Annotated in this window: 19 protein-coding genes; 5 read left to right on the plus strand and 14 right to left on the minus strand. The window is 53.7% G+C overall.

What is annotated here, in order from left to right; all coding sequences use genetic code 11:
• Positions 1–221 precede the first annotated feature (221 nt).
• Positions 222–2,081, minus strand: a complete 1,860-nt coding sequence (gene dsbD, locus ACUVOF_RS08805) for a protein-disulfide reductase DsbD (RefSeq protein ID WP_447043996.1) — start codon at positions 2,079–2,081, stop codon at positions 222–224.
• Between the two features lie 180 nt (positions 2,082–2,261).
• The gene (gene ppa, locus ACUVOF_RS08810) at positions 2,262–2,792 is read right to left on the minus strand and encodes an inorganic diphosphatase (RefSeq protein ID WP_113267970.1); all 531 of its coding nucleotides are present in this window, start codon (positions 2,790–2,792) and stop codon (positions 2,262–2,264) included.
• Positions 2,793–3,075: 283 nt separating this feature from the next.
• Here ppa and ACUVOF_RS08815 point away from each other — a divergent pair, with 283 nt between their 5' ends.
• A complete protein-coding gene (locus tag ACUVOF_RS08815) occupies positions 3,076–4,794 on the plus strand; it encodes a protein kinase domain-containing protein (protein ID WP_447043997.1) in 1,719 nt (572 codons plus the stop codon).
• 84 nt (positions 4,795–4,878) lie between these two features.
• Here the strand turns inward: ACUVOF_RS08815 and ACUVOF_RS08820 are convergent, their stop codons facing one another.
• The gene (locus ACUVOF_RS08820; protein WP_447043998.1) at positions 4,879–6,138 is read right to left on the minus strand and encodes a 6-phosphofructokinase; all 1,260 of its coding nucleotides are present in this window, start codon (positions 6,136–6,138) and stop codon (positions 4,879–4,881) included.
• 173 nt (positions 6,139–6,311) lie between these two features.
• The gene (rnt, locus tag ACUVOF_RS08825) at positions 6,312–6,980 is read right to left on the minus strand and encodes a ribonuclease T (protein ID WP_447043999.1); all 669 of its coding nucleotides are present in this window, start codon (positions 6,978–6,980) and stop codon (positions 6,312–6,314) included.
• A gap of 256 nt (positions 6,981–7,236) precedes the next feature.
• Here rnt and ACUVOF_RS08830 point away from each other — a divergent pair, with 256 nt between their 5' ends.
• The 3 genes from ACUVOF_RS08830 to ACUVOF_RS08840 all read left to right on the plus strand — a co-directional run bounded on the left by ACUVOF_RS08830 (position 7,237) and on the right by ACUVOF_RS08840 (position 10,055).
• Positions 7,237–8,457 carry an argininosuccinate synthase gene (locus tag ACUVOF_RS08830; RefSeq protein WP_447044000.1) on the plus strand — a complete coding sequence of 407 codons (1,221 nt, stop codon included), beginning with the start codon at positions 7,237–7,239 and terminating at the stop codon, positions 8,455–8,457.
• Positions 8,458–8,535: 78 nt separating this feature from the next.
• Positions 8,536–8,880: an HlyU family transcriptional regulator gene (locus tag ACUVOF_RS08835; protein WP_447044001.1), complete on the plus strand. Its 345-nt coding sequence runs from the start codon at positions 8,536–8,538 to the stop codon at positions 8,878–8,880.
• A 47-nt stretch (positions 8,881–8,927) separates the two neighbouring features.
• Complete coding sequence (locus tag ACUVOF_RS08840) at positions 8,928–10,055, plus strand: DUF294 nucleotidyltransferase-like domain-containing protein (protein ID WP_447044002.1); 1,128 nt, start codon at positions 8,928–8,930, stop codon at positions 10,053–10,055.
• 25 nt (positions 10,056–10,080) lie between these two features.
• On the opposite strand, the gene ACUVOF_RS08845 is transcribed toward ACUVOF_RS08840, so the two are convergent.
• The 4 genes from ACUVOF_RS08845 to ACUVOF_RS08860 are packed head-to-tail and all read right to left on the minus strand — an operon-like array spanning position 10,081 to position 15,477.
• Positions 10,081–12,834 carry an ATP-binding protein gene (locus ACUVOF_RS08845; protein WP_447044003.1) on the minus strand — a complete coding sequence of 918 codons (2,754 nt, stop codon included), beginning with the start codon at positions 12,832–12,834 and terminating at the stop codon, positions 10,081–10,083.
• A 2-nt stretch (positions 12,835–12,836) separates the two neighbouring features.
• Positions 12,837–13,046: a hypothetical protein gene (locus ACUVOF_RS08850; protein WP_447044004.1), complete on the minus strand. Its 210-nt coding sequence runs from the start codon at positions 13,044–13,046 to the stop codon at positions 12,837–12,839.
• Entirely contained in the window at positions 13,043–15,106 is a 2,064-nt protein-coding gene (locus ACUVOF_RS08855) for an exonuclease domain-containing protein (protein WP_447044005.1), read from the minus strand. Before ACUVOF_RS08855 ends, ACUVOF_RS08850 begins: the two co-directional genes overlap by 4 nt.
• Positions 15,103–15,477: a response regulator transcription factor gene (locus tag ACUVOF_RS08860; protein WP_113267962.1), complete on the minus strand. Its 375-nt coding sequence runs from the start codon at positions 15,475–15,477 to the stop codon at positions 15,103–15,105. The genes ACUVOF_RS08855 and ACUVOF_RS08860 overlap by 4 nt, the downstream gene beginning before the upstream one ends.
• A gap of 205 nt (positions 15,478–15,682) precedes the next feature.
• Here ACUVOF_RS08860 and ACUVOF_RS08865 point away from each other — a divergent pair, with 205 nt between their 5' ends.
• Positions 15,683–16,753, plus strand: a complete 1,071-nt coding sequence (locus tag ACUVOF_RS08865) for a tRNA-queuosine alpha-mannosyltransferase domain-containing protein (protein WP_447044006.1) — start codon at positions 15,683–15,685, stop codon at positions 16,751–16,753.
• Here the strand turns inward: ACUVOF_RS08865 and nth are convergent.
• From nth to rsxB, 6 genes are all read right to left on the minus strand, one after another.
• On the minus strand, positions 16,750–17,388 hold the full coding sequence (gene nth / locus ACUVOF_RS08870; protein ID WP_447044007.1) for an endonuclease III: 639 nt from the start codon (positions 17,386–17,388) through the stop codon (positions 16,750–16,752). The genes ACUVOF_RS08865 and nth overlap by 4 nt on opposite strands.
• Positions 17,389–17,454: 66 nt before the next feature.
• A complete protein-coding gene (locus tag ACUVOF_RS08875; RefSeq protein WP_447044008.1) occupies positions 17,455–18,156 on the minus strand; it encodes an electron transport complex subunit E in 702 nt (233 codons plus the stop codon).
• Positions 18,153–18,788, minus strand: coding sequence for an electron transport complex subunit RsxG (gene rsxG, locus ACUVOF_RS08880; RefSeq protein ID WP_447044009.1), 636 nt, complete (start codon positions 18,786–18,788; stop codon positions 18,153–18,155). Before rsxG ends, ACUVOF_RS08875 begins: the two co-directional genes overlap by 4 nt.
• Positions 18,785–19,825, minus strand: a complete 1,041-nt coding sequence (locus ACUVOF_RS08885; protein WP_447044010.1) for an RnfABCDGE type electron transport complex subunit D — start codon at positions 19,823–19,825, stop codon at positions 18,785–18,787. Before ACUVOF_RS08885 ends, rsxG begins: the two co-directional genes overlap by 4 nt.
• A complete protein-coding gene (rsxC, locus tag ACUVOF_RS08890; protein WP_447044011.1) occupies positions 19,822–21,477 on the minus strand; it encodes an electron transport complex subunit RsxC in 1,656 nt (551 codons plus the stop codon). Before rsxC ends, ACUVOF_RS08885 begins: the two co-directional genes overlap by 4 nt.
• Entirely contained in the window at positions 21,461–22,072 is a 612-nt protein-coding gene (rsxB, locus tag ACUVOF_RS08895; protein ID WP_447044012.1) for an electron transport complex subunit RsxB, read from the minus strand. The genes rsxC and rsxB overlap by 17 nt, the downstream gene beginning before the upstream one ends.
• Positions 22,073–22,083: the final 11 nt, after the last annotated feature.

Genomic DNA, 22,083 nt, shown 5'->3' on the forward strand with positions numbered 1-22,083 from the left:
CAAAAAAGGAAGTTTTTAGCTAATATGGGAGCGAAGTTTGCCGAAAAAGTGCGAGGATGTCCAGCAACAGCCTGAGCCAGCGCAAAAAACAGTGTGTAGCCGCAAATTAAACAACTGTTTGACGATATTCGCGACATTAGTCCGCTCCTGCGCTGCAATGTGCTTTTGAGATAGTCTTTAAAATAGTCTTTCAGATTGTCTTTAAAATAGTCTGTGAGAACTTAGCTGCTTGCTAGCCACTGGCTAACCGATTCGAGGTGTTCAAGTAACTGATCGACTGTTACTTCGCCCTGTATACGCGCATTGCGAATTTCTTCTCCCTGGCTAAAAAAGAGGAGGCTGGGAGGGCCAAACAGGTTGAATTTTTCAAGCAGCTGACGGCTTTGTGAATCCGTATGGGTGACATCGGCGGCAATCAGCGTGTAATCATTTAGCGTAGCAGTGACGCGCGGGTCGGGATAGACGTCTCGCTCCAGAAGCTTGCATGAAATACACCAGTCGGCAGTAAAGTGAACAAATACTGGCTGGTTAATGCTATCGGCTTCAGCAATTGCCTTTTCGAGTGCGATTAGGTTATCTATTTCAATGAAATCGAGTGCTTCCTGCTGGGATTGGCCAGAAAAACTGGCCGTGGCAGCCAGGGGGCGCAGAGGATTGTTATTCCCTTGCGCGGCCCCAAATATCAGCACTACCCCCCACGCTAACAGCATGATGCCAAGCGTTTGGCGTGCCCGTGGCCACCCTTGGGGCTGATTGAAATTCAACGCTCCTAAGACAAGGGCCGTGCCAATCGCCAACGCTGCCCATAATAAAAGTGCGACGGGGGCGGCCACCAAGCGCTCTATCATCCAAATCGCCACGCCCAAGAGCAGCAGCCCAAAAGCAATTTTTACGCCATTCATCCAAGCGCCTGAACGTGGCAATAACGTAGCACCAAAGGTGCCGACTAAGAGCAGGGGAACGCCCATACCAAGCGCCAGTGCCAACAGCGCCGTACCGCCTATGACCGCATCGCCAGTCGAGGAGATAAACACCAGCGCCCCCGCTAAAGGCGCAGTCACGCAGGGCGATACGACTAACACTGAAAGGGCACCTGCTACGGCTAGTCCCGCCGGGCCACTGCGTTGCGCCCGAGCTTGCCAAGCATCAATGCGGTTAGCCAAGCGAGGCGAAAGGTTAAGGTTAAATACCCCGAACATCGCTAGTGCAAAGAGCGTGAATAGCACAGCAAAAGTGATTAAGACCGGCGCCGACTGCAAGCGGGCCTGAAGATTAAGACCTGCGCCAAACAGCCCCATTAATACACCGACCAATGCGTAGGTCAGCGCCATACCCAGTACATAACTTAGAGAGAGTGCAAAGGCGCGCGGGCGTGTGGGGTTCTGGCCCACTACCATCGATGAGAGAATCGGGATCATCGGTAATACGCAGGGGGTAAAGGTTAATCCTAAACCCGCGATAAAAAACAGCCCTAATGCCAGTGGCAGGCTGGTATCGCTGATTAACGCGCTAAAACGGCTGTCTTCACTTTGGGGCGCGGTGAAAGCACTTTGTGTCGCGTTAGCAACCTCGTCGGTGGCTGTGCTGTTTTCGGTGTCCCAATTGGCAAATTGGCTGGGGGGCTGTGTTTCGCTGGCCTGTAGGTTCGTTTGTTCCGGCGGATAGCAGAGACCGGCATCTGCACAGCCTTGAAAGGTTAGCGTAATGTTAAGAGGGCCGGAATAAGGCGCTTCCAGCGGAACTTCGAACACCACCTGATTCCGGAAGATGTATACATCGCCCATGAACTCGTCGTTAGTGAAGGTGCCTTTGGGGAGGCTGGGCTCGCCCAGCGAGACGCGTTCAGTTTGGCTGGTAACCGCAAGCTGATGGCGATAAAGGTAGTATTCATCAGCGATATCGATGCCAATAAAAAGCCTCTCCCCATCGTGCCAAGCGGTTGGCTGGAAGGCTTCCATGACCGGTAAAAATTCGTCTTGACTACTGGATGAGCCAAACCACTGGGCATGCGCACTCAGCGGTAGCCAGCCAAGAATAAAAACAAGTAAAGGAAACAGGCTCAGACGTTTAAGAAGTAACACGGTGCGTCCTTAATCAATGGCATCGCAAGCAAAGGCAAATAGCATACCGCAACCTTAGACCCTACGCGTATAAGCTGCGGTGAGGTGACGCGGTCGCTAATGGTGTGTTAATCCTGGTAACAAAAAAAAGCCGCCTATATAGGCGGCCTCATTAGCTGCAAAACAGCAAATCCAGAACTGTTACGCTTTTTCGTAGGCGATAACAGATTTTTCGATTGCCTTGCGCGCCGCGTCGGCACCTTCCCAAGACTCGACTTTCACCCATTTGCCTTTTTCAAGATCTTTGTAGTTCTCAAAGAAGTGGGCGATCTGCTGGCGCAGCAGCTCAGGCAGGTCAGTGACCTCCTGGATGTCGTCGTAGAGCGAGCTAAGTTTTGCGTGGGGCACGCAGATTAGTTTTGCATCTTCACCGGCTTCGTCGGTCATGTTCAAAATACCTACCGGACGAGCGCGAATAATGCTGCCAGCTTGAACCGGGTGCGGGGTAACGACCAGCGCATCTAGAGCGTCGCCATCATCTGCCAGGGTGTGCGGGATAAAGCCATAGTTGGCAGGGTAAAACATGGGGGTGGCCATAAAGCGGTCAACCAGTAATGCGCCCATGTCTTTATCAATTTCGTATTTGATCGGATCGTGGTTGGCTGGAATTTCGATCACCACGTAAACGTCGTTAGGGAGATCCTTTCCAGCGGGGATATTATCGAAGTTCATCGTTGATTCCTTGATAGTGCTGTGGCTAGAGTCGTGCAGTGATTAGGCAATCGATTTAGAGTCGTTGATGGCGAAGAATTATACGAACATGACTGCCCGATTACCAATGCGACATAGGTTGGCCGACAGTGGTAAACCGGGCCACTTTAAAAGACTAAGAAAACGATAGAGACGTTTGGTGAGCATCCTATCTACCCGGCTGCGTGTATCATAAGCGCTGTTGGAGGAAAGTAGTGGAGGAAAGTGATGTCTTTCGATCGAGTCGGCAGCCTAGGAGGATGACTTGTCGCACGCCCAGTTGCTCATCAGTTATGGTCAAGCGTTTGTCGCACCCGACAGGCGTCTGCACCGAAGTTCTATGTCGGTTCGCTTTCCAGAAGCGCCGCTACTAAGCGCCAAAGGGGGTTGTGCAATTATCAGCGACTCCATTTCACGCAATACCATGGCCAAGCAAGCCGGTGATTTAAGCGTGCGGGGTTTCCTGGCCGACTACTTCTCAACCCCTGATCATTGGGATGTTAAAACGTCAGCCACCCGTGTACTGCGTGCGCTTAATAGCTGGTGCTACAGCCAAAGCCAGCATGTGAAAGAGGGTAGTTTCGTTTCATCTATGTCAGCGATGGTGTTTCGTGGCCGCGAAGCGCATCTGTTTCATATGGGCGATACGCTAGTGTTTCGTTTGCGCGGCGCTGAGTTTGAGCAATTAAGTCGCGACCATGTTACCGATCTGGGTGGCTACCGTTACCCGTCGCGGGCCCTGGGCATGGACGGTAGTGTTGATATCGATTACACCCACATCACCCTTAAGCAGGGCGACCTATTTCTGTTCACCACACAGGGCGTGCGCGGCACGCTGCTTCCCTCCGATTATGTACGTTTGATTCGCCAAGACGCCAGTGATCTGGATGCCGCCTGTGAGCGCTTAGCTAATGAGGCGAAGCAGCGTGCTCAAGAGCGAGGCTACGGCGGTGATCAGTTCTGCTTTCAATTGGTAAGAATCGATGAGTTACCTGAAGAGGTCACCGAACATCCAGGGCAGCTCTATGGTGACTTGCCTATTCCGCCTGAGCTCTCGCCGGGTGAGCGTTTAGATGGTCTGGAAGTTCTCGCTGTTCTATCTCGAACAGCGCAGTCGCGTGTATATCGTGTTCGCGATGTGCATAGCGAACGTGAAATGGTGATGAAGGCGCCCAGCCCAGAGCTTTCGTTGCGCAACGCCTACCTAGAGCACTTCCTACTTCAGCAGTGGGTGGTAGAGCGGGTCAATTCACCGTTTGTCGTCAAGGTGATGGAGCCGTCAAGGCCACGCCGTTATCTCTATTATCTGATGCAACATATTGAAGGCGAGACGTTGCGCCAGTGGGCGGAACGGCATCCTCAAGCGAGCTTAACTCAGCGCCTGGATATCGCGAATCAACTCGGCAAGGCGGTGCAGGCGCTGCATCACCGGGAAATCATTCATCAACAGATCAATCCCGATAACATTTTAATCGACCCACACGGCAAGCTGGTGCTTACCGATTTTAGTGCCTGCCATATGCGTGATGGCGAAGGGCATCGGCACTCAGGCGAGTTGCTCCGGCAGATTGGTTTTAATGAGCACACCGCTCCTGAGTATGCGTTGGCCGACAGTGTTAGCCGGCGCAGTGATCAATACTCGCTTGCCTCTACTACCTACTGGCTACTAACGGGCACTTTGCCCTATACGCTGACCCCCAATCGGCTGCGTAGTCATACAGATCTCGAAGAGTTGACCTATCGAAGTGCGCGTACCACTAATCCAGAAATTTCACCGGCATTAGATGATGCTTTACGTCGCGCCCTGGACCCTCAGCGGGCACTGCGGTTTAGGCGTATGTCCGAATTCTTGCATGCACTTAGGGTGCCGCTTGGTCGAGCGACAAACCGAGGGGAAGAAAGTCGTCAGGAACCGCGGCGTTTTTGGCAGGGGGTGGCGGGAATTTTGTTGCTGCTGCTCGTGCTTTCCTGGCTGCTGCGTTAACGTTAAGCTTATTAAACGGGGCGATGAATAATGTCATCGCCCCGTTTTTATTGCAGCTATTTTTAGTTTTGCTGCGTTAGCGGCTTATAGCGTAAACGTAGGCAGCTTGCGTTCGACCTTGGCTAATTTTAACTTAGCCACTTTAGGTAGCCCGTTTTCAAACGGCGGGAAATCTTCGCCCTGAATGAGCGGGGAGAGGTAGTCCCGGCAAGGCTGGGTAATGCCAAACCCATTTTCACTGATAAAGTCGCGGGGCATAAATTTCTCTTTGTTGGCTACCTGGGAAAGCGGGGCAGAAATAACGTCCCAATGGTAGGGCGACTGAGAAATACGACGAATGGCTGGCATCATGGCGTTTTTGCCCGCCAATGCCAATGTTACCGCTTCACGGCCCACTGCATAGGCTTGTTCAACGTCGGTTTTAGAGGCAAGGTGGCGCGCAGCGCGCTGGAGATAATCAGCGACCGCCCAGTGGTACTTGTAGCCTAAATCCTGCTTGATCATCCCCGCTAGCGTTGGCGCGACGCCGCCTAACTGGCGATGACCAAAGGCGTCGGTATTGCCTGCATCGGCCAAAAAAGTGCCATCTTCGTAGCGTGCACCTTCAGACACCACAATGACGCAGTAGCCAAATTGTTTAACGCTCTCTTCAACCCGCGCCATGGCCGCTTTACGGTTAAACGGGATTTCTGGGAAGATAATCATATGCGGGGGCTCGCCCTCCGCCTGGCCCGCTAAGCCACCGGCAGCAGCAATCCAACCCGCGTGTCGGCCCATTACCTCAAGCACAAACACCTTGGTAGAGGTGGCGCACATGGACGCAATATCTAACGACGCTTCCAATGTAGAAGTAGCAATGTACTTGGCAACGCTGCCAAAGCCAGGACTGTTGTCAGTAATGGGCAGATCGTTATCCACGGTTTTAGGCACGTGAATTGCGGTGAGTGGGTAGCCAAGCTTTTCGGAGAGTTGAGAAACCTTTAGGCAGGTATCGGCACTGTCGCCGCCACCGTTATAAAAAAAGTAGCGAATATCGTGCGCTTTGAATACTTCAATTAAACGCTCGTACTGCGTGCGGTGGGTGTCAATGTCTTTCAGCTTATAGCGGCAGGAACCGAAAGCACCCCCCGGCGTATGTCGCAGTGCTGCAATGGACTCATCGCTCTCCTGGGTAACATCAATCAGGTCTTCCGTTAAAGCGCCGATAATGCCGTTGTGACCGGCGTAAACCTTGCCAATTTGATCGGGTGCTTGACGGCAGGCTTCGATAACGCCGCAGGCGCTGGCGTTGATCACGGCGGTGACGCCACCGGATTGGGCGTAAAAGGCATTATGCTGGGCCATGGAAACGTCTCATCTCCTGAAAATGGGTAGAGTAAAAGGGTCGCAATAAGTGTTAGCCAAGCATAAGTGCAAATAGCTTGGCAGGATGCTCTGACGTGTGTTAGCGCAAGGTAACGAAGTGTAGCGTAAAGCCAAGAGGGCTGCACCTGTAGCACTATCGTTGCCTTATTGACTCATTCGGTGCCGTCCATTTCTTGTTCGCGCTGGGCAAGCTGCCAGCCACCTAGATCTTTATAACGATTGACCATAGCGCAAAATAGCTCAGCGGTGCGCTCGGTGTCGTAACGGGCGGAGTGAGCCGCTTTGTTATCAAATTCAATGCCAGCGGCACGACAGGCCCGCGCAAGTACCGTTTGACCATATACCAGGCCTGCAAGCGAGGCCGTGTCAAAACTTGAAAAAGGGTGAAAAGGGTTTCGCTTAATGCCACACCGATTGACGGCTGCGTTTAAGAAGCCTTGATCGAATGCTGCATTATGGCCGACTAAAATGGCGCGCGTGCAGTCGTGGGCTTTGATGGATTTTCGTATGGGTCGAAAAATTTCACCCAGTGCTTCAGCTTCGCTTAGCGCTACCTGGCTGCGCAGCGGATCGTCTAGATTAATGCCCGTAAAATCAAGTGCCGACTGCTCAACGTTTGCTCCCTCAAAGGGGATAATATGGTAAGCATAGGTGGCATCTGGAAGCAGGTTGCCTTCCGGGTCCATGGTCAGCGTAACGGCGGCAATCTCGAGTACGGCATCACCTTGGGCATTAAATCCCCCTGTTTCTAAATCAACGACCACCGGCAGGTAACTGCGAAAACGTTGGGCCATTAATTCGCGGGCAATTGCCTCGCTCATGCAGCTCTCCTTGTTTAAAGCGAGTAATAGTAAAGCGAGTCATCAATCGACAGAAGCGGTAAGCCACCGCTTTGAATGGTGTGATTCTAGCAGCTTTAGCCCCCAGGCGTCGTTGACGGTGTTCGCTGAGCAATGAGAACGCTATACTCAAGCTCTGTATCAAAGAGCGATTTCAAAGCGCTATCGCACCAGCCTAGCGCGAGTGGTGAGTGTTTTTTTTACAAATGAACGTTTTATGATCAACGAGGAGCAAAGAATGTCCGATGTCAAAAAGGTTGTGCTGGCATATTCAGGCGGCCTGGACACATCCGTTATCGTTAAGTGGTTGCAAGAAACCTACAACTGCGAGGTAGTGACTTTTACTGCCGACATCGGTCAGGGCGAAGAAGTCGAACCAGCGCGTACCAAGGCACAAGCCCTTGGCGTCAAAGAGATCTATATCGAAGATCTACGCGAAGAGTTCGTACGTGACTACGTTTATCCGATGTTCCGCGCTAACACTATTTATGAAGGTGAGTACCTGCTGGGTACGTCTATCGCCCGGCCATTGATCGCCAAACGCTTGATCGAAATCGCTAATGAAACCGGTGCCGATGCTATTTCTCACGGTGCGACGGGTAAAGGTAACGACCAAGTACGCTTTGAGCTTGGCGGCTATGCGCTTAAGCCGGGCGTAAAAGTGATTGCCCCTTGGCGTGAGTGGGATTTAACCTCGCGTGAAAAGCTGATGGCGTACTGCGAAGAGCATAAAATTCCGGTCGATTTTTCTAATAAAAAGAAAAAATCGCCTTACTCCATGGATGCCAACTTACTGCATATCTCTTACGAGGGCGGTATTTTGGAAGACCCGTGGGCCGAAGCAGAAGACGATATGTGGCGTTGGAGTGTTTCGCCTGAAGCCGCACCCGATCAGCCGACTTATGTCGAGCTGACGTTTGAAAAGGGTGATATCGTCGCCATCGACGGCGAATCGCTAAAAGCCCATGAAGTGCTCGAAAAACTCAATAAGCTAGGTGGCGACAACGGCATTGGTCGGTTGGATATTGTTGAAAACCGCTATGTGGGTATGAAGTCACGTGGCTGCTACGAAACGCCAGGGGGCACCATTATGTTGCGTGCTCACCGCGCCATTGAGTCGCTGACCTTGGACCGCGAAGAGGCCCATTTGAAAGATCAGCTAATGCCGAAATATGCAGAAGTGATCTACAACGGCTATTGGTGGAGCCCTGAGCGTCGTATGCTGCAGGCAGCGATTGACGAAACCCAAAAGAATGTCGCGGGTGTGGTGCGCATGAAGCTCTACAAAGGTAACGCTACCGTGGTCGGCCGCAAGTCTGATGAATCGCTGTTTGATGAATCAATCGCTACGTTTGAGGACGATGCTGGCGCTTACAATCAGAAAGATGCCGAAGGCTTTATCAAGCTGAACGCGCTGCGTTTGCGTATTGCTGCAGGTAAAGGGCGTAAACAAAGCTAGTAACATTAGCTGATAAAAAGCCCACATCTTGCTAGGGCGGCGAGTACGAATCGCCGCCCTACAAGCAGAGGAGCCACTATGTTAAAAAAACTATTTTTCGGTCTCTTTGGTAGCGAGCGACAAGCCCCTTCAGGCGCGACCACTAAGGCTGCTGAACCTGTGGAATATAAGGGCTACGAGATTGTCTCTCAGCCGGACGATAAGAGCGGCCAGTACCGTGTAAGCGGCTGGATCCGCAAGCCTGACGCTTCTGGTGAAATGCTCGAACATCGCTTTGAGCGTTCCGACATGCTGCCCGCACGCGAAGCTTGCGATACCATGATGGTCACTAAATCCCAGCGCTATATTGATGAAGTGGGTGAGGCAATGTTTGCGCCTGACCCGCGTCGCGCCAGCGAAAGCGATAGCGAAAAAGGGCAGTAAAGCCAATACAATATTGAACAATGCAATATTGAATGAAGGAGAGGCGCATGCGTGTTGTACACCAAGCCTCACCCTGGCGTGCTCTCTTTAACGAGCATGGCTACCTAGATACTCAGGCACTCAACGCGCCGTTACAGCATCTTTTCTCAAAGCTGTCTTCTCCTCAGATCTCATTAGCCGACGCTTATGCGTGGCAACTGCCGTTGGTCGAAACACTGGCGCATTACGATCTGCCTGCTTGGCGTATTGCGCAAATTATCAGTGACCACAATGCGTTGCTTTATCGCCAGGCAATTGCGCTATCGTTAAGCGAGATGGAGGCGCAGGGGTGGGGGAAACCTCCCGTGGATTATTGTGTGCTGCTATTAGGCTCGGCGGCGCGCTTTGAGAGCCTGCTTGGCCCCGACCAGGATAATGCGCTGATCATAGATGACTACCCTGACCATCGTCACGTCGAGATCGATGGTTTTTTTCAGTCACTAGGCGAGCGATTTACTCAGCGTCTGGATAAGGCCGGTATCCCGCTCTGCCATGGGCATGTCATGGCGCGCTGGCCGATGTGGCGAAAACGGTTAAGTGAGTGGCAAGCACAACTAGAAATATGGAGTGCTGACCGGCGGGTGAAACGCGTTCAGCAGACCAATATACTGCTCGATTTTTCGCCGGTCGCTGGTAGTTCAGCGCTTGCGGTGCAACTGGGCGAGCACATCGCTTCCATACTCCCGAAAGCATCACTGTTTATGGCTGAAATGGCGGCGCTACTAGAGGAGTTGCCGGTAGCGCTGGATCGCTTTGGACGAGTCGCTTCGAGCCCACATTTCGATGCACCCCATGGCCACGCTATTAACCTAAAGCATCAAGGCTTGATGCCGTTGATTAGCGCCGCGCGTTTGCTCTGCGTTCGACAAGGTCTGCGCACTATAGCGACTCGAGAGCGTTTGGTCATGCTTAGCCGGGAGGAGAAGGTACTCCCGGTTGCTCAAGCAGAGCTACTCATTGTGGCATTTGAACGCCTGCAACAGCACATTCTGGATCAGCAACGATATAACAAAGCTCGTGGCCAAGCCGCCGATGGCTGGGTTGATCTGCGCCGTTTGCGCGAAGACCAGCGCCTGTTGCTTAAATTCGACCTTCAGCAGATTCGAGCGTTTGCTCAGCAAGTAATAAAAGCCTAGAGGTGGCTGTGAAAGCAATGGCTGATTAAGCAGAATTTGCCTCATCCGGCGCATCGGGCAACTCAAGTGTCAAGCAGGCGCCCCCCAGCGTTTTGGCATCTTCCACCCACAGCCTTCCGCCCAAGTGGGCGATGATACCCCGGCTAATCGGCAGCCCTAAACCACTGCCTCTTGGCCGTCCCCTTGGAATATCGTCGTCTTGCTGTATTTGATGGAATTTCTCAAACACGCGTTCACGCTCTTCGTCGCTAATGCCAGCACCGTTATCCTCTACGCTTAAACGGAAGTGGTGACGATGGCGATAAAGGGTGACGTGCACTTTTGGTTGATGGCGATCGGCAAACTTGCCAGCGTTATCAAGCAGGTTGATGATTACTTGCTCCAAGCGGTCTTGGTCGCCAATCACCATTGCTGGGTCCGCTTCTAAGCTGACGATTAACTCGATTCCTTGCTCTTCATGGAGATGCGCAATGGCATCAATGCTGTGACGGGTGAGGGCAGCAAGATCGAGGGGGACTGGGTTCAGCGTTAAACGACCGCTTTCCAAGCGGGCAAGATCCAGGATTTCTTCTATTAATCGAGATAGCCGCTGGCTTTCATGAACAATGACGCCAAGAAAGTGCTGGCGTTTGTCCTCTGGTAGTTGCCCGCTATCGCGTAAAATCTCAGCAAAAGCACGGATGGACGTGAGTGGAGTGCGCAGCTCATGGCTCACCATGGCCACAAACTCATCCTTTAGACGGTCTAGCTCGCGCAGGCGCTCATTAGCACTGCGTAACTCCTCCCCGATTTGCACCAATTCTTGGGACTTCTGCTCCAAACGACGATTGTATTCCAACGTTTGCGAGGTGGTATCCAGGATGCTAAGAATCGACTCGATATCCAGCGCCTCACCGCGGACAACCGAGTTAATCAACACGCGTGCTGACGCACTGCCCAGCGAACCCGCGAGTGCCTGCTCGGCACGTGTAATCAGCTCGGCGGTAGCGGGCTCATCAGCAGAATAGGTACTTTTGTTGCTATGGCTAAACACTCGGCGGGTAGTTTGACTGCCTAAATAGCGAATAAGTAATTCTTTTAGCGCCCCCTGAGTCGTTTGCCCGCGCCATAGCGATGTCGATAGCGACGTGGTTTGCAGGTTGGGGTGCATCGCTTCGGTGAACAGCGCCGCCTGGGTCTGCTCAAGCCGAGTAGGGCGCGTAAACAGTGATACGCCCACTAGGAGTCCTACGTTGGCTAACATGCTCCATAACAGTGAATGGGTATAAATATCCCACTCTGCGAGCCCGAATAAGCCATAGGGTATCAGCCAGGCAATTCCCCATGGGCCCTCTATCAACAGTGACGCATCCAGCCAACCCGATTGGGCAAACCCGGGTAACAGCAAGGTATAACACCAGATTAAGAAGCCAGCGATTAAGCCGGTAGTGGCGCCCTGGCGAGTGGCACCACGCCAGTAAAGGCCAATCAGTAGCGCTGGGGCAAACTGTGCCGCCCCGGCAAAGGAAACCAGCCCAATGGTCACTAGGCTATAGGAGTCGCCGATTAATGCATGGTAAAGATAGCCAAGGAGTAAAATCAGCACGATAGCGATGCGTCTGATGCCCAATAGCCAGCCTGCTAGTTCGCCTTTGGTGCTCAGGTGCAGCCGCTTGGAGCGTAGCAGCAGCGGCATTATCAGTTGGTTGCTCACCATGGTAGAGAGCGCGATCGTTTCGACGATTACCATTCCTGTTGCCGCTGAGAGGCCGCCAATAAACACTAAAAGGGGTAATCCTTCCAGGCCTGCTGAGAGCGGCAGCGTCAGGACAAAACTGTCCGGATCGCCAGCGCTTGAGCCTAGCAACAAGCCGGCCAGCGCAATGGGGATTACGAACAGATTGATCAATAGCATGTAGAGAGGGAAGAGCCAGCTCGCTCGGGCTAAGTGCTGTTCATCGACATTCTCGACCACCAATACCTGGAATTGGCGGGGCAGAGTTAAAAACGCTAAAAAGGCCAGCACCAGCATGCCCACCCAGCCGGTGACGCCACCAGGGACACTTTCCAACCGCATGCTGTCGGCTAGCGCGGGGGTTGCCGCTACTTGAGCAAACAGCGCGGCGGGGCCTTCAAACATCACAAAGACCACAAATAGGCCAACGGCCATAAAAGCCACTAACTTAACGATGGATTCCACCGCTATAGCCGCCACCATGCCTTCGTGACGTTCACTGGCATCCAGATGGCGGGTGCCGAACAGGATAATAAAGACCGCTAGTACCAGGGCGACCCAAAGGGACTTATCCATCCAAAAGTGTTCATCGACCAAGGTGGTGTCGGCGGCACGCGGATAGTTAATCAGCACTGCGTGACTAACGGTGATGGCTTTTAACTGCAGGGCAATATAAGGGGTAATGCTTATTAGAGCCATTAAGGCGACGAGCGCCCCAAGGCCGGTGCTTTTACCGTAGCGGGCACTGATAAAGTCAGCAATAGAGGTGATTCTCTGGCGTGCGGCAATACGCACCATCTTGCGAACCACAAAGGGAGCCAACAGCATCGCCAGGGTGGGCCCCAGGTAGATTAATAAAAAACTGGGGCCATACTCGGCGGCTCGTCCGACACTGCCGTAGAACGTCCAGGCGGTGCAGTAAACGGCAATGGAAAGCGCATACACCGTGGGCGAGCCAATCAGTGATCGACCTTGCTCCGCCCGCCGATCACCCCAGGCGGCCACCACAAACAGTAGCGCTAAATAGCCAAAGGCGGTGCCCAGGATAATAGCGTCAGTACGCATGCTTAGCGGCCCGCCCGGTGTTCCATTAACCAAGCCGTTAGGCCGATGACAACGGCCCAAGCGCAAAATAGATAAAGGGGTAGCCAGCTCATGTTAAATGAAGGAAGACGGTCTACCACGATAATCAGTGGTGGACAGAAAAGCAGTAAGGCAATCGCTACCAAGGCCATTAAGCGTTCGGTTTGTCGCGATTTTTGACCTGAGCTTTTCATAAGGCACTGGCATCCTGGCGGTCAAAGGCATTGGCCTGCAGCGTCAGCAGCTGTTCCAGGGTATCTACGCCGCGGGCCTCTAAACGTGGCAGCAGAGCAAGCCAGAGCTCGGCGGTCACTCGGGCATCACCCAGTGCAGTGTGACGGGTGCCTGGCGGGAATGCCAGATCGTAGCGTTGGGCTAGGCTATCCAGATCATGGCCATCAAGGGCTTCGTCCAACGCACGAGAAATCAGTAGAGTATCGATGACGGGAATGTCAAAGGCGACTCCTTTATGGCTGATGGCGAGTAGGTCAAAGGCGGCATTATGAGCGAGTAATACGGCTTCTCCCACATAGTCGCGAAAGCGGGTCAGCACGATATCCAGCGGTGGTGCACCGATCACATCGGCATCGGTAAGGCCGTGAATCGCAGTGCTGGCAGGCGGGATCGGCCGCTGGGGATCTACCTTTTGATCGAAGGCTTCGCTTGCCAGGAGTCGCCCGTTAACCACGCGGCAGGCGCCAAGGCTAATGACCGTGTCACCGCGGCGTAGCTCAAGGCCGGTAGTTTCGGTATCAAACGCCACAACCTCCAAGCTGCGCAGGGAACGGCTGGCGAGCGCTTCGTCCGGCGGCGGAAGGTCGGCAATGCCGAAGTCATGAAATTCAGGCCGTGGTGGAGCGGTTTCCCGCGGGGCACCGACGCGCTCCACCGCGGGAAGCGGAAGGCGCAGGCGGGCGTGCACGCCATCATCGTCGGCTAGGCTCCAGATGTCGCTGGCGTGTTGGCGCAGTACATCGGCAACGTTGGGTGTTAACGGCAGCGAGGTTAGTGGCTGCTGGCGCCACTCGGCGAGTTCATGCTCGGGTATCGCTTTACCGCGCCAAATAAGGTCGAGATAAACGCGTTTATTACCCAGGCATAACTCTCCTTCAAACCCATTGTCAGGAAGATAGGCATTGAGATGCTTAACCAATGAATCAAATAGCGCAATCAAGGCCGGGGCGTCGCCTTTAAACCAAGCAGGCATGCCCACCGGTGTGATTAAACGGTGTTCGGGATCAAGGCGCTCATCCAGTGCTTGCCAGAAGTCGTTGGACCACATGGGCGTTAGGCGCTCGCCCTGGTGCTGCATATCATCGAGCAGTTGGCCAATTTTAGCTACGTTGTTACCTAATGTGACGCCTTCCTCATGGATGACGCGCTCAAAGCGTTGGCGCAACGAAGATGTGCTGGCGTCGTTTTGATCGCGTAGCTGGATGAGCGCATCGGCGGCGCTGGTCAAACTGGCGGTATGCTGGCGAAGCGGGGTCAGCATATCGGCAAGCTCTGCTCTGACGCCCATTTCGCTTGACCACGACGCCGTTGCGTCGCTAAAGGTCAACAACGTTTCGCGGTCGCTACCTGGCACTCGACGCAGGATGACTTTTAGCCAACGGTTATCACAAGGAGCGAGAAGTTCTCTAGGCGAGCCGTCGTTAGGCAGCTGGCTGAGTGCTTGCTGCAAGCTGGCTACGGGCAGTAGGGCTTCCAGGCGTTTCCCTAAGCCAAGCCCGGTATTGCCGACAAAAAAGTCTTCTGCGGCCTGGTTAAATAGCATCACACGGCGGTGATGATCACAGAGTAGCAGCGGGGTTTCGAGCACTTGCAGCAGCGTTTCGAGCTCCTGGCGTATGCGTGCCGCGCTACGAGCACCGTCAGCATGGGCAGTGGCTAGGCGGCTGCGATCCTCGCGCCAGCTTTCACGCACTCGACGTAAGTCGGGTCCCAGACCTTTTAGCCAACCTTCGGGTGGGTGTTCATCACGGGCATCGGGATTGGCGACTAAACGCGCTAATTGCACCTGTAAATGGCGCAGCGGTGTAAACAACATGCGCTCAAGCAACAAACCAACCAGAAATATCGTTGCACCGCCAGAGAAGCTGCCTACCCACAGCGCTATTCGGGTGGCGCCTGTGGGGGCAAGCTGAGTATCCAGCCAGGCGGCAAACACAGCACCGCCCAGTAGGCTGACGCCGCTAAGCAACAGCCAAAGGCCGATCAGGCGCTGGCGCTTGGGCAGCCCACCTCGTGTCATGGCTGCTCCTTAATGAGCAGTGTTTTAACTTTCTCCACCAGCGATTGCGTAGAAAAGGGTTTGGTGATGTAGTCATCTGCGCCTAGTGCCATACCTTTTTCGCGCTCTACGTCACGCCCGTGTGCGGTCAACATAATAATGGGTAGTTGTGCAGTAGCTTCTTCGCTGCGTAGTCGCTCTAACACATCAAAACCGCTAATGCCCGGTAGGCTGATGTCGAGTAGGAGTAGATCCGGCTGGTCATCCTTCACTCGTGCCAGTGCCTGTTCACCATCTTCGGCAGTGACGACCTCAAACCCTGCTTGTTCCATCAAAAACTCTAACGATAAAACAATATTAGGTTCGTCATCGACGACGAGCACTTTAGCCATGACACTCTCCTGCTTTTATTTGTTTTAGCGATACATGCCTGCAGTCTAGATAGATCGAGACAGTCAGCCAAGACGACCTTGGCCGAATGCTCGGCAGTGAGATAGCCATCAGCGAGCAAACCGACATGCTTTGTTACACTACTTGCCACTTTGCCATGGCTGACGGTGTTATGGCGGTTCACTGATTAGCAAGGTAGGGCTCTTAGTGCGCGTATTACTATTATCAGCCTATGAAGCGGTAAGCCACCGCTATTGGGCGCAAAGTTTAATGGAGCAATTGGATGAGGTGTCATGGACACTATTAGCCCTGCCACCACGTCATTTTTCTTGGCGTATTCGCGGCAATCCGTTGAGCTGGATGTTAAAAGAGCATGCCATCCTCAACCAGTCGTATGATGTCGTGCTAGCTACCTCAATGGTCGACCTAGCGACACTGATTGGGCTTTTTCCACATCTTGGTCGAGCGAAGAAGGTCGTTTATTTTCATGAAAACCAGTTCGCCTATCCTGAGTCGAGCGACCAGATGTCGCAAGTGGAAGCCAAAATGGTCAATCTCTATACGGCGCTAGCGGCGGATAATGTGGTGTTTAACAGCGCTTACAACCGTGACTCCTTTATTGATGGCGCGCGTGGCTTCTTGAAAAAGATGCCTGAGAACCTGCCTGCGGCGAAGCCACTTGAAGCGCTGCGCGAGCGGTCTCAGGTTTTACCAGTACCCATTTCTGAGAGCTCAACATCTCGCCAGCAAACGGCTATTCAAAAAACAGTGCCTCAGCGTATTGTTTGGAATCATCGTTGGGAGTACGACAAAAACCCTGACGATTTCTTCGCGGTACTGTTTGCTTTAAGCGAAGCCGGTGTAGCGTTTGAACTTGCGGTGCTGGGGCAGCGCTTCCGCCAGGTGCCTGCTATTTTTGCTGAGGCTGAACAACGTTTATCTAGGCATATCGTTGCGTGGGGGCCGCAACCTGAAGACACGTATCGAGAGTTGTTGGATAGCGCGGGTATCGTGGTCTCAACCACATGGCATGAATTTCAGGGCTTGGCGATTATGGAAGCGGCACAGCGTGGCGCGCTGCCGCTGGTGCCTGATCGGCTCTGTTTTCCGGCGCTTTATCCGCCTGCTTATCGCTATGACGGCACTCAAGCAGGGCTGTATGAGCGGCTGCATCGGTGGCTAACCGATCCTGCAGCGCGTCCTGAACCGCTAGATACCAAGCCATGGGAGTGGCCAGCTTGGCGCGAAGAATATAGAAAATTGCTACTTGCTCGCTAAGCGATCTCTGTTTTTTCTTTATATTCGCAAAGATCTTCAATGATACAACTGCCGCAGCGTGGCTTGCGCGCTATACACGTATAACGCCCGTGGAGTATCAGCCAGTGGTGAGCATCTTGGAGGAACCCTTTGGGCACATGACGTAGCAGTTTTTGCTCCACCTCGACCACATTCTTGCCTTTAGCGATGCCGGTGCGGTTAGAAACTCGGAAAATATGCGTATCCACTGCCATAGTGGGGTGACCAAAGGCCGTATTGAGAATCACGTTGGCGGTTTTGCGGCCTACACCCGGCAAGGCTTCTAACGCTTGCCGGGTATCGGGCACTTCGCCACTGTGCTGGTCGACTAGAATGTGACAGGTTTTCATCAAATTTTCGGCCTTGGTATTGTAAAGGCCGATGGTTTTGATATGCGCTTTAAGCTGGTCGATACCTAAATCAATGATCGCTTGAGGCGTATTCGCGACAGGATAAAGGCGTGCTGTGGCTTTATTGACTCCTACATCGGTGGCTTGAGCCGAAAGCAGCACGGCAGCCAGCAACTCAAAGGGGGTGTTCCAGTTGAGCTCGGTAGTGGGTTGGGGAGTCTCTGCCTGAAGGCGAGCAAAAATTTCATGACGCTTTTGGGCATTCATGGTTTGTCTCTTTTTAAGATGCAGTTATTCAAATGCAGTAATTTAAAAACCGTTATTTAAAAGCCGTTATTTAATCGTACCGGTAACTCGCACGCGGCGTTCAATGCGAGGTGCAGCTGTAACAGGGCGAGCGCGAGCAACGCTGTGTTGATCAATGACATTTTTTAGGGCGATTAGCATGCCAGCCACAAAGAAAGCCCCTGGCGGCAGTACGAAAAATAGAAACTGATAATCGTCAGCAATGGTGAGCTGCCAATTAGCGGCCTGCGGCCCAAACAGCAGCGACATATCGCTAAACAGCGTGCCTTGGCCGAGCAACTCTCGTAGGGCGCCCAGCAATACCAGAACTGCGCCAAACCCTAATCCCATCATCAAGCCATCGATGGCGGCAGGCAGCACTGGTTGACGGGAGGCAAAGGCATCCGCACGGCCGAGGATGGCGCAGTTGGTGACAATTAGCGGAATAAAAATGCCCAGTACCTGGTAGAGCGGGTAGGCGTAGGCGGCCATTAGCAATTCAGCGCAAGTAACAAAGGCAGCAATGACCATCACGAAAGCGGGCAGGCGTACGGCGGTGGGTACCTGATGACGAATCAAAGAAATAGCCGTACTGGCACCCACCATCACCATCAGCGTGGCAAGCGCTAGCCCGAGCGCATTGACGATGCTGCCGCTGACAGCCAACAGGGGGCAGAGCCCTAGCAATTGCACCAGAGCTGGGTTATTCGACCAAAGACCGCTTCGGGCGAGTTCGCGCCACTGGCTCATGATGTAGGCTCCTGAGAAGAAATCGGTAGCGGTGTTTCGGCGGCGTACTCTAATGCTTTATATACGGCGTTTACCACGGCCCTGGGCGTAATCGTCGCACCGGTAAACGCGTCAAAATGACCGCCGTCTTTAGCCACTGCCCAGCCTGACGGTGACAAACTATCTAATCCCAGGCCATCAAAACCGGTGATCCAGTCGCTGCGTCTGCGTTCTATGTCATCACCCAATCCAGGCGTTTCCTGATGTTGGGTGACGCGTACTCCGCTAATACGCTGCTGCTCATCAATGCCTATTAGTAGCCGAATTTCGCCGTTGTATCCCTGCCGTGTCACCACTGGAAAAATCACCGCACTGCTATCCTGGTCGCTTACCGACCAGCCCTGGGTATCTTTTTCTAGCCCCAGCGCCTCTGCGTTGGGAAGGGTAAAGGTGCTTTCCAAAACGTCGGTAATGGGAATATTGGCTAACGTTTCGGGCAATACTTCTTGAAGTTGGCGGTGCTGGTAAGCCAACTGGTGCGTCGCTATTCGTTCGGCGGTTAACGCGCGCGTTAATGCAATGCTGCCCGCCGTTACCAGTGCAAAGGCCCCCAGCGCGAGTGCCCCCCGTAGCATGGCCTGGTGTAGCGTCATGGCTGCTTTCCTGGCGAGGTTTTTGATATGCCGGTGGGGCGCGGCACGCTATAAAGGTCTAGCAGCGGCACGCACAGATTCATCAGTAATACCGCAAACGCCACTGCATCCGGGTAGCCGCCAAAGGTACGAATAATGATGACTAACACGCCAATGCCAGCGCCATAAATAAGTTTACCGCGTCGGCTGGTGGCTGCAGAAACAGGGTCGGTGGCGATAAAGAACGCCCCAAACAAGGTTGCCCCGGTGAGCAGGTGAAAAAGCGGTGAAGCAAAGTGGCTTGGGTCGCTGAGATAAAACAGCGTGGCCAGCACTATGACACTACCGAGCATGGCGGTGGGAATATGCCAGCTGATAATCCGTTTGTACAATAAGAGCGTACCGCCCAGCAGCCAGGCTAAGCTGATGATTTGCCATGTTCCGAGGGTACCTTCAGGCAATGGATTGGCTGCCCAGAACTCGCTGGCAAGCACCGCTTCACCTTTGTGCTTAAAAGCATCGAGTGGTGTGGCACCGCTCAGGCTATCCAGCTGAGCGGCTGGCAACGTGCCGGTCATTTGAGACCATAACTCGGTGGGCACAATGTTTTGGGGTGGTGCCCATAGCGTCATATAGGCAGGAAAAGACACCAATAGCAGCGCATAACCCACCATGGCAGGATTGAAGGGATTATGACCTAAACCTCCATACAACTGTTTGGCGACTACAATCGCAGCAACCATGCCCACGCAAATCAGCCACCAGGGGCTGGCTGGTGGTAGCGAAACGCCAAGCAGAACACCTGTGAGTAGGGCGCTTGAGTCATTGATCGTTATTCGTATTGGTCGTTTGCGCACTCGCAACACGGCTGCTTCAAGTGCAACACCCAACGTTGCTGCTAACAGCACGTTGCTGAGCACGCCAAGGCCAAAGAAATAGCTCATCGTGGCGATGCCCGGCAGGGTTGCTGCAAACACCCAACGCATTAAGCTCGCCGTGGGGGGCACGGTAGAAGCGGCGTTACCACCGTTTACCTGTGAAGCGTGCATCATACTCATGGCGATTCCTTGCTGGGCTGCTGCTCGCGTGCTTTAGCAAGCTGCAACTCGGCTGCTCGTAAGTTCTCCTGCGCGGTTGCAAGCTGCATTTCCAGATCATCAAGGGGCTGCTTAGGGTCTTCCTGGGCCACACGTGAAAGGTTTTTTTCGGCTTTTTTAACCGACGCTTTGGCAGCGGCATGGGCAATTCGCAGTCCGCGTAAATCCACTTTCTCACTGCTTGCCGAGGTGTTGCTGGAAGGACGCTGTTGCTGTGCTTGGCGAGCTGCCTTGCGCGCCTGTTTTTCGGCCTCTTCGCGAGCAAGCCGCGCTTGACGAAATTCAAAGCGGTGCTTGGCGTGCTCTGCTTTTTCCGCCTCAATACGCTGCAGGCGTAGACGGCTTTTCGCCTCGCGATAATCATCAACCAGCGGAATATGGCTTGGACAAACGTAACTACAGGCACCGCATTCAATACAATCGAATAGATGGTAGTGCTCCATCTTGGTGTCGTTTTTAGCGCGTGCGTACCAGTGAAGCTGCTGAGGCAACAGTGCTACTGGGCACACGCTTTCGCATTCGCCACAACGAATGCAGGGCGATTCCTCTGGTGCCAGCGGAAGTTCATCAATGGTTGCGGCGATCAGGCAGTTGGTGAGTTTGGTGACCGGCGCATCCAGTGTCAGCAGCGGCGTTCCCATCATGGGACCGCCCTGAATCACTTGACTTAATGTTGCTTGGTTTAGCCCCGCGTGCGTCAGCAGTTCGTTTATGGAGGTGCCTATGCGGACCCAGCGGTTGCCGGGGCTGGCAACCGCTTCTCCCGTCAAGGTCACCACTCTGGAAACCAGCGGTTGTCCGTCGCGAATGGCCTGGAGTACCGCGAGAAGCGTGCCGGGGTTATGGCAAAGCACCCCCACATCGACGGGTAAGCCGCCACTGGGTACTGTCAGATCAAGCAATTTTTTTATCAGTTGACGCTCGCCACCGCTGGGGTAGCGAGTGGGAATCACTTTTAGCTCAACCAGGGCCGGCTGGCTAAACGGTAGTGCACTCCTCAGGGCTTCAATGGCCGCGGGCTTATTATCCTCGATGCCAATTATGATCTGCCGTGCGTTACACAGTTTGGCCATTATCTGCGCGCCTTCGAGTACTTCACTAGCGTAATGGCGCAAGGTGATATCGTCGGCAGTAATATAAGGCTCGCACTCAGCAGCATTGATCACGAGGGTGTGAATCGGATGCTGTTCCACCGCAAGCGCTTTAATGTGGGTAGGAAAGCCGGCCCCGCCTAGGCCGACAAGGCCGCTCTCGTTTAAGCGCTCAAGCAGCTCAACGGGAGCGGAATAGCGCCAGTCGAGGCCAGGCAGGCGCTGCCATTCATCCCGCCCGTCGCCTTCTATCGTGATTTGGGTGGTGCTAACGTCGGCTACCGTGCCGCTGATGCTGGCATGCAAGTGGCTGGAAATCATGCCTTCGCGCTTAGCAATCACGCTGCCCACCTTCACCAAGTCACCCGGCGCGACACAGGGGGTGGCGGGCTGGCCACTATGTAGTTGCAGTGGAAGAGCCACTCGCTTTGGCAGTGGCGCCTCAATCAGTGCAGCCTGATTTGAGCGCAGCTTGCGCTCGGGAGGGTAAATGCCACCCGGAAAATCAAAGGCGCTCGACATGAACACCTCCTGGCGTAGCTTGTCGGTCACTGACAATAACATTGGATGGCGGTGTGATAACCGGCTGCCAGCGGCTGAGTGGCGCCGTTCGCGGCAGCATATCAATACAGTCGACGGGGCAGGGGTCCAAACACAAATCGCAGCCGGTGCATTCATCTTCAATCACGGTATGCATTAATTTGGCAGCGCCAATAATCGCGTCGACCGGGCAGGCTTGAATGCATTTTGTACAACCAATGCACTCTGCTTCGCGAATAAAAGCCACCTTCGCTTCGCTTTGGGCTTCACCGTCGAGAGGCTCGGTTGCGCGACCTAATAAATCGGCAAGCCCCTGGATAGTCGCCTCGCCCCCTGGCGGGCATTTATTGAGTGAGTCACCCTGGTTAATGGCTTCTGCGTACGGTCGGCAGCCTGGGTAGCCGCACTGGCCACATTGGGTTTGCGGCAATAACGCATCAATTTGCTCTATCAGTGGGTTATCTTCACGTTTGAAGCGTTCACTAACGACCCCCAGAAGAGCACCGAAACCGATGCCCAAGCCGGTGAGTACCGCGATGGCGCTTAGAATGCTGATAGCATCGAATGTATTACTCATTACGCGCTGCC

This window comes from Vreelandella sp. H-I2 (assembly GCF_052959335.1).

What these genes read in the sequence shown, in the direction of transcription:
- ppa (WP_113267970.1), bottom strand. Translation starts at nt 2,792, where the DNA reads ATGAACTTCGATAATATCCCCGCTGGAAAGGATCTCCCTAACGACGTT.
- rsxB (WP_447044012.1), bottom strand. Translation starts at nt 22,072, where the DNA reads ATGAGTAATACATTCGATGCTATCAGCATTCTAAGCGCCATCGCGGTA.
- ACUVOF_RS08820 (WP_447043998.1), bottom strand. Translation starts at nt 6,138, where the DNA reads ATGGCCCAGCATAATGCCTTTTACGCCCAATCCGGTGGCGTCACCGCC.
- ACUVOF_RS08845 (WP_447044003.1), bottom strand. Translation starts at nt 12,834, where the DNA reads ATGCGTACTGACGCTATTATCCTGGGCACCGCCTTTGGCTATTTAGCG.
- ACUVOF_RS08830 (WP_447044000.1), top strand. Translation starts at nt 7,237, where the DNA reads ATGTCCGATGTCAAAAAGGTTGTGCTGGCATATTCAGGCGGCCTGGAC.
- ACUVOF_RS08885 (WP_447044010.1), bottom strand. Translation starts at nt 19,825, where the DNA reads ATGAGTATGATGCACGCTTCACAGGTAAACGGTGGTAACGCCGCTTCT.
- rnt (WP_447043999.1), bottom strand. Translation starts at nt 6,980, where the DNA reads ATGAGCGAGGCAATTGCCCGCGAATTAATGGCCCAACGTTTTCGCAGT.
- ACUVOF_RS08875 (WP_447044008.1), bottom strand. Translation starts at nt 18,156, where the DNA reads ATGAGCCAGTGGCGCGAACTCGCCCGAAGCGGTCTTTGGTCGAATAAC.
- ACUVOF_RS08835 (WP_447044001.1), top strand. Translation starts at nt 8,536, where the DNA reads ATGTTAAAAAAACTATTTTTCGGTCTCTTTGGTAGCGAGCGACAAGCC.
- ACUVOF_RS08860 (WP_113267962.1), bottom strand. Translation starts at nt 15,477, where the DNA reads ATGGCTAAAGTGCTCGTCGTCGATGACGAACCTAATATTGTTTTATCG.
- rsxG (WP_447044009.1), bottom strand. Translation starts at nt 18,788, where the DNA reads ATGACGCTACACCAGGCCATGCTACGGGGGGCACTCGCGCTGGGGGCC.
- rsxC (WP_447044011.1), bottom strand. Translation starts at nt 21,477, where the DNA reads ATGTCGAGCGCCTTTGATTTTCCGGGTGGCATTTACCCTCCCGAGCGC.
- nth (WP_447044007.1), bottom strand. Translation starts at nt 17,388, where the DNA reads ATGAATGCCCAAAAGCGTCATGAAATTTTTGCTCGCCTTCAGGCAGAG.
- ACUVOF_RS08840 (WP_447044002.1), top strand. Translation starts at nt 8,928, where the DNA reads ATGCGTGTTGTACACCAAGCCTCACCCTGGCGTGCTCTCTTTAACGAG.
- ACUVOF_RS08850 (WP_447044004.1), bottom strand. Translation starts at nt 13,046, where the DNA reads ATGAAAAGCTCAGGTCAAAAATCGCGACAAACCGAACGCTTAATGGCC.
- ACUVOF_RS08855 (WP_447044005.1), bottom strand. Translation starts at nt 15,106, where the DNA reads ATGACACGAGGTGGGCTGCCCAAGCGCCAGCGCCTGATCGGCCTTTGG.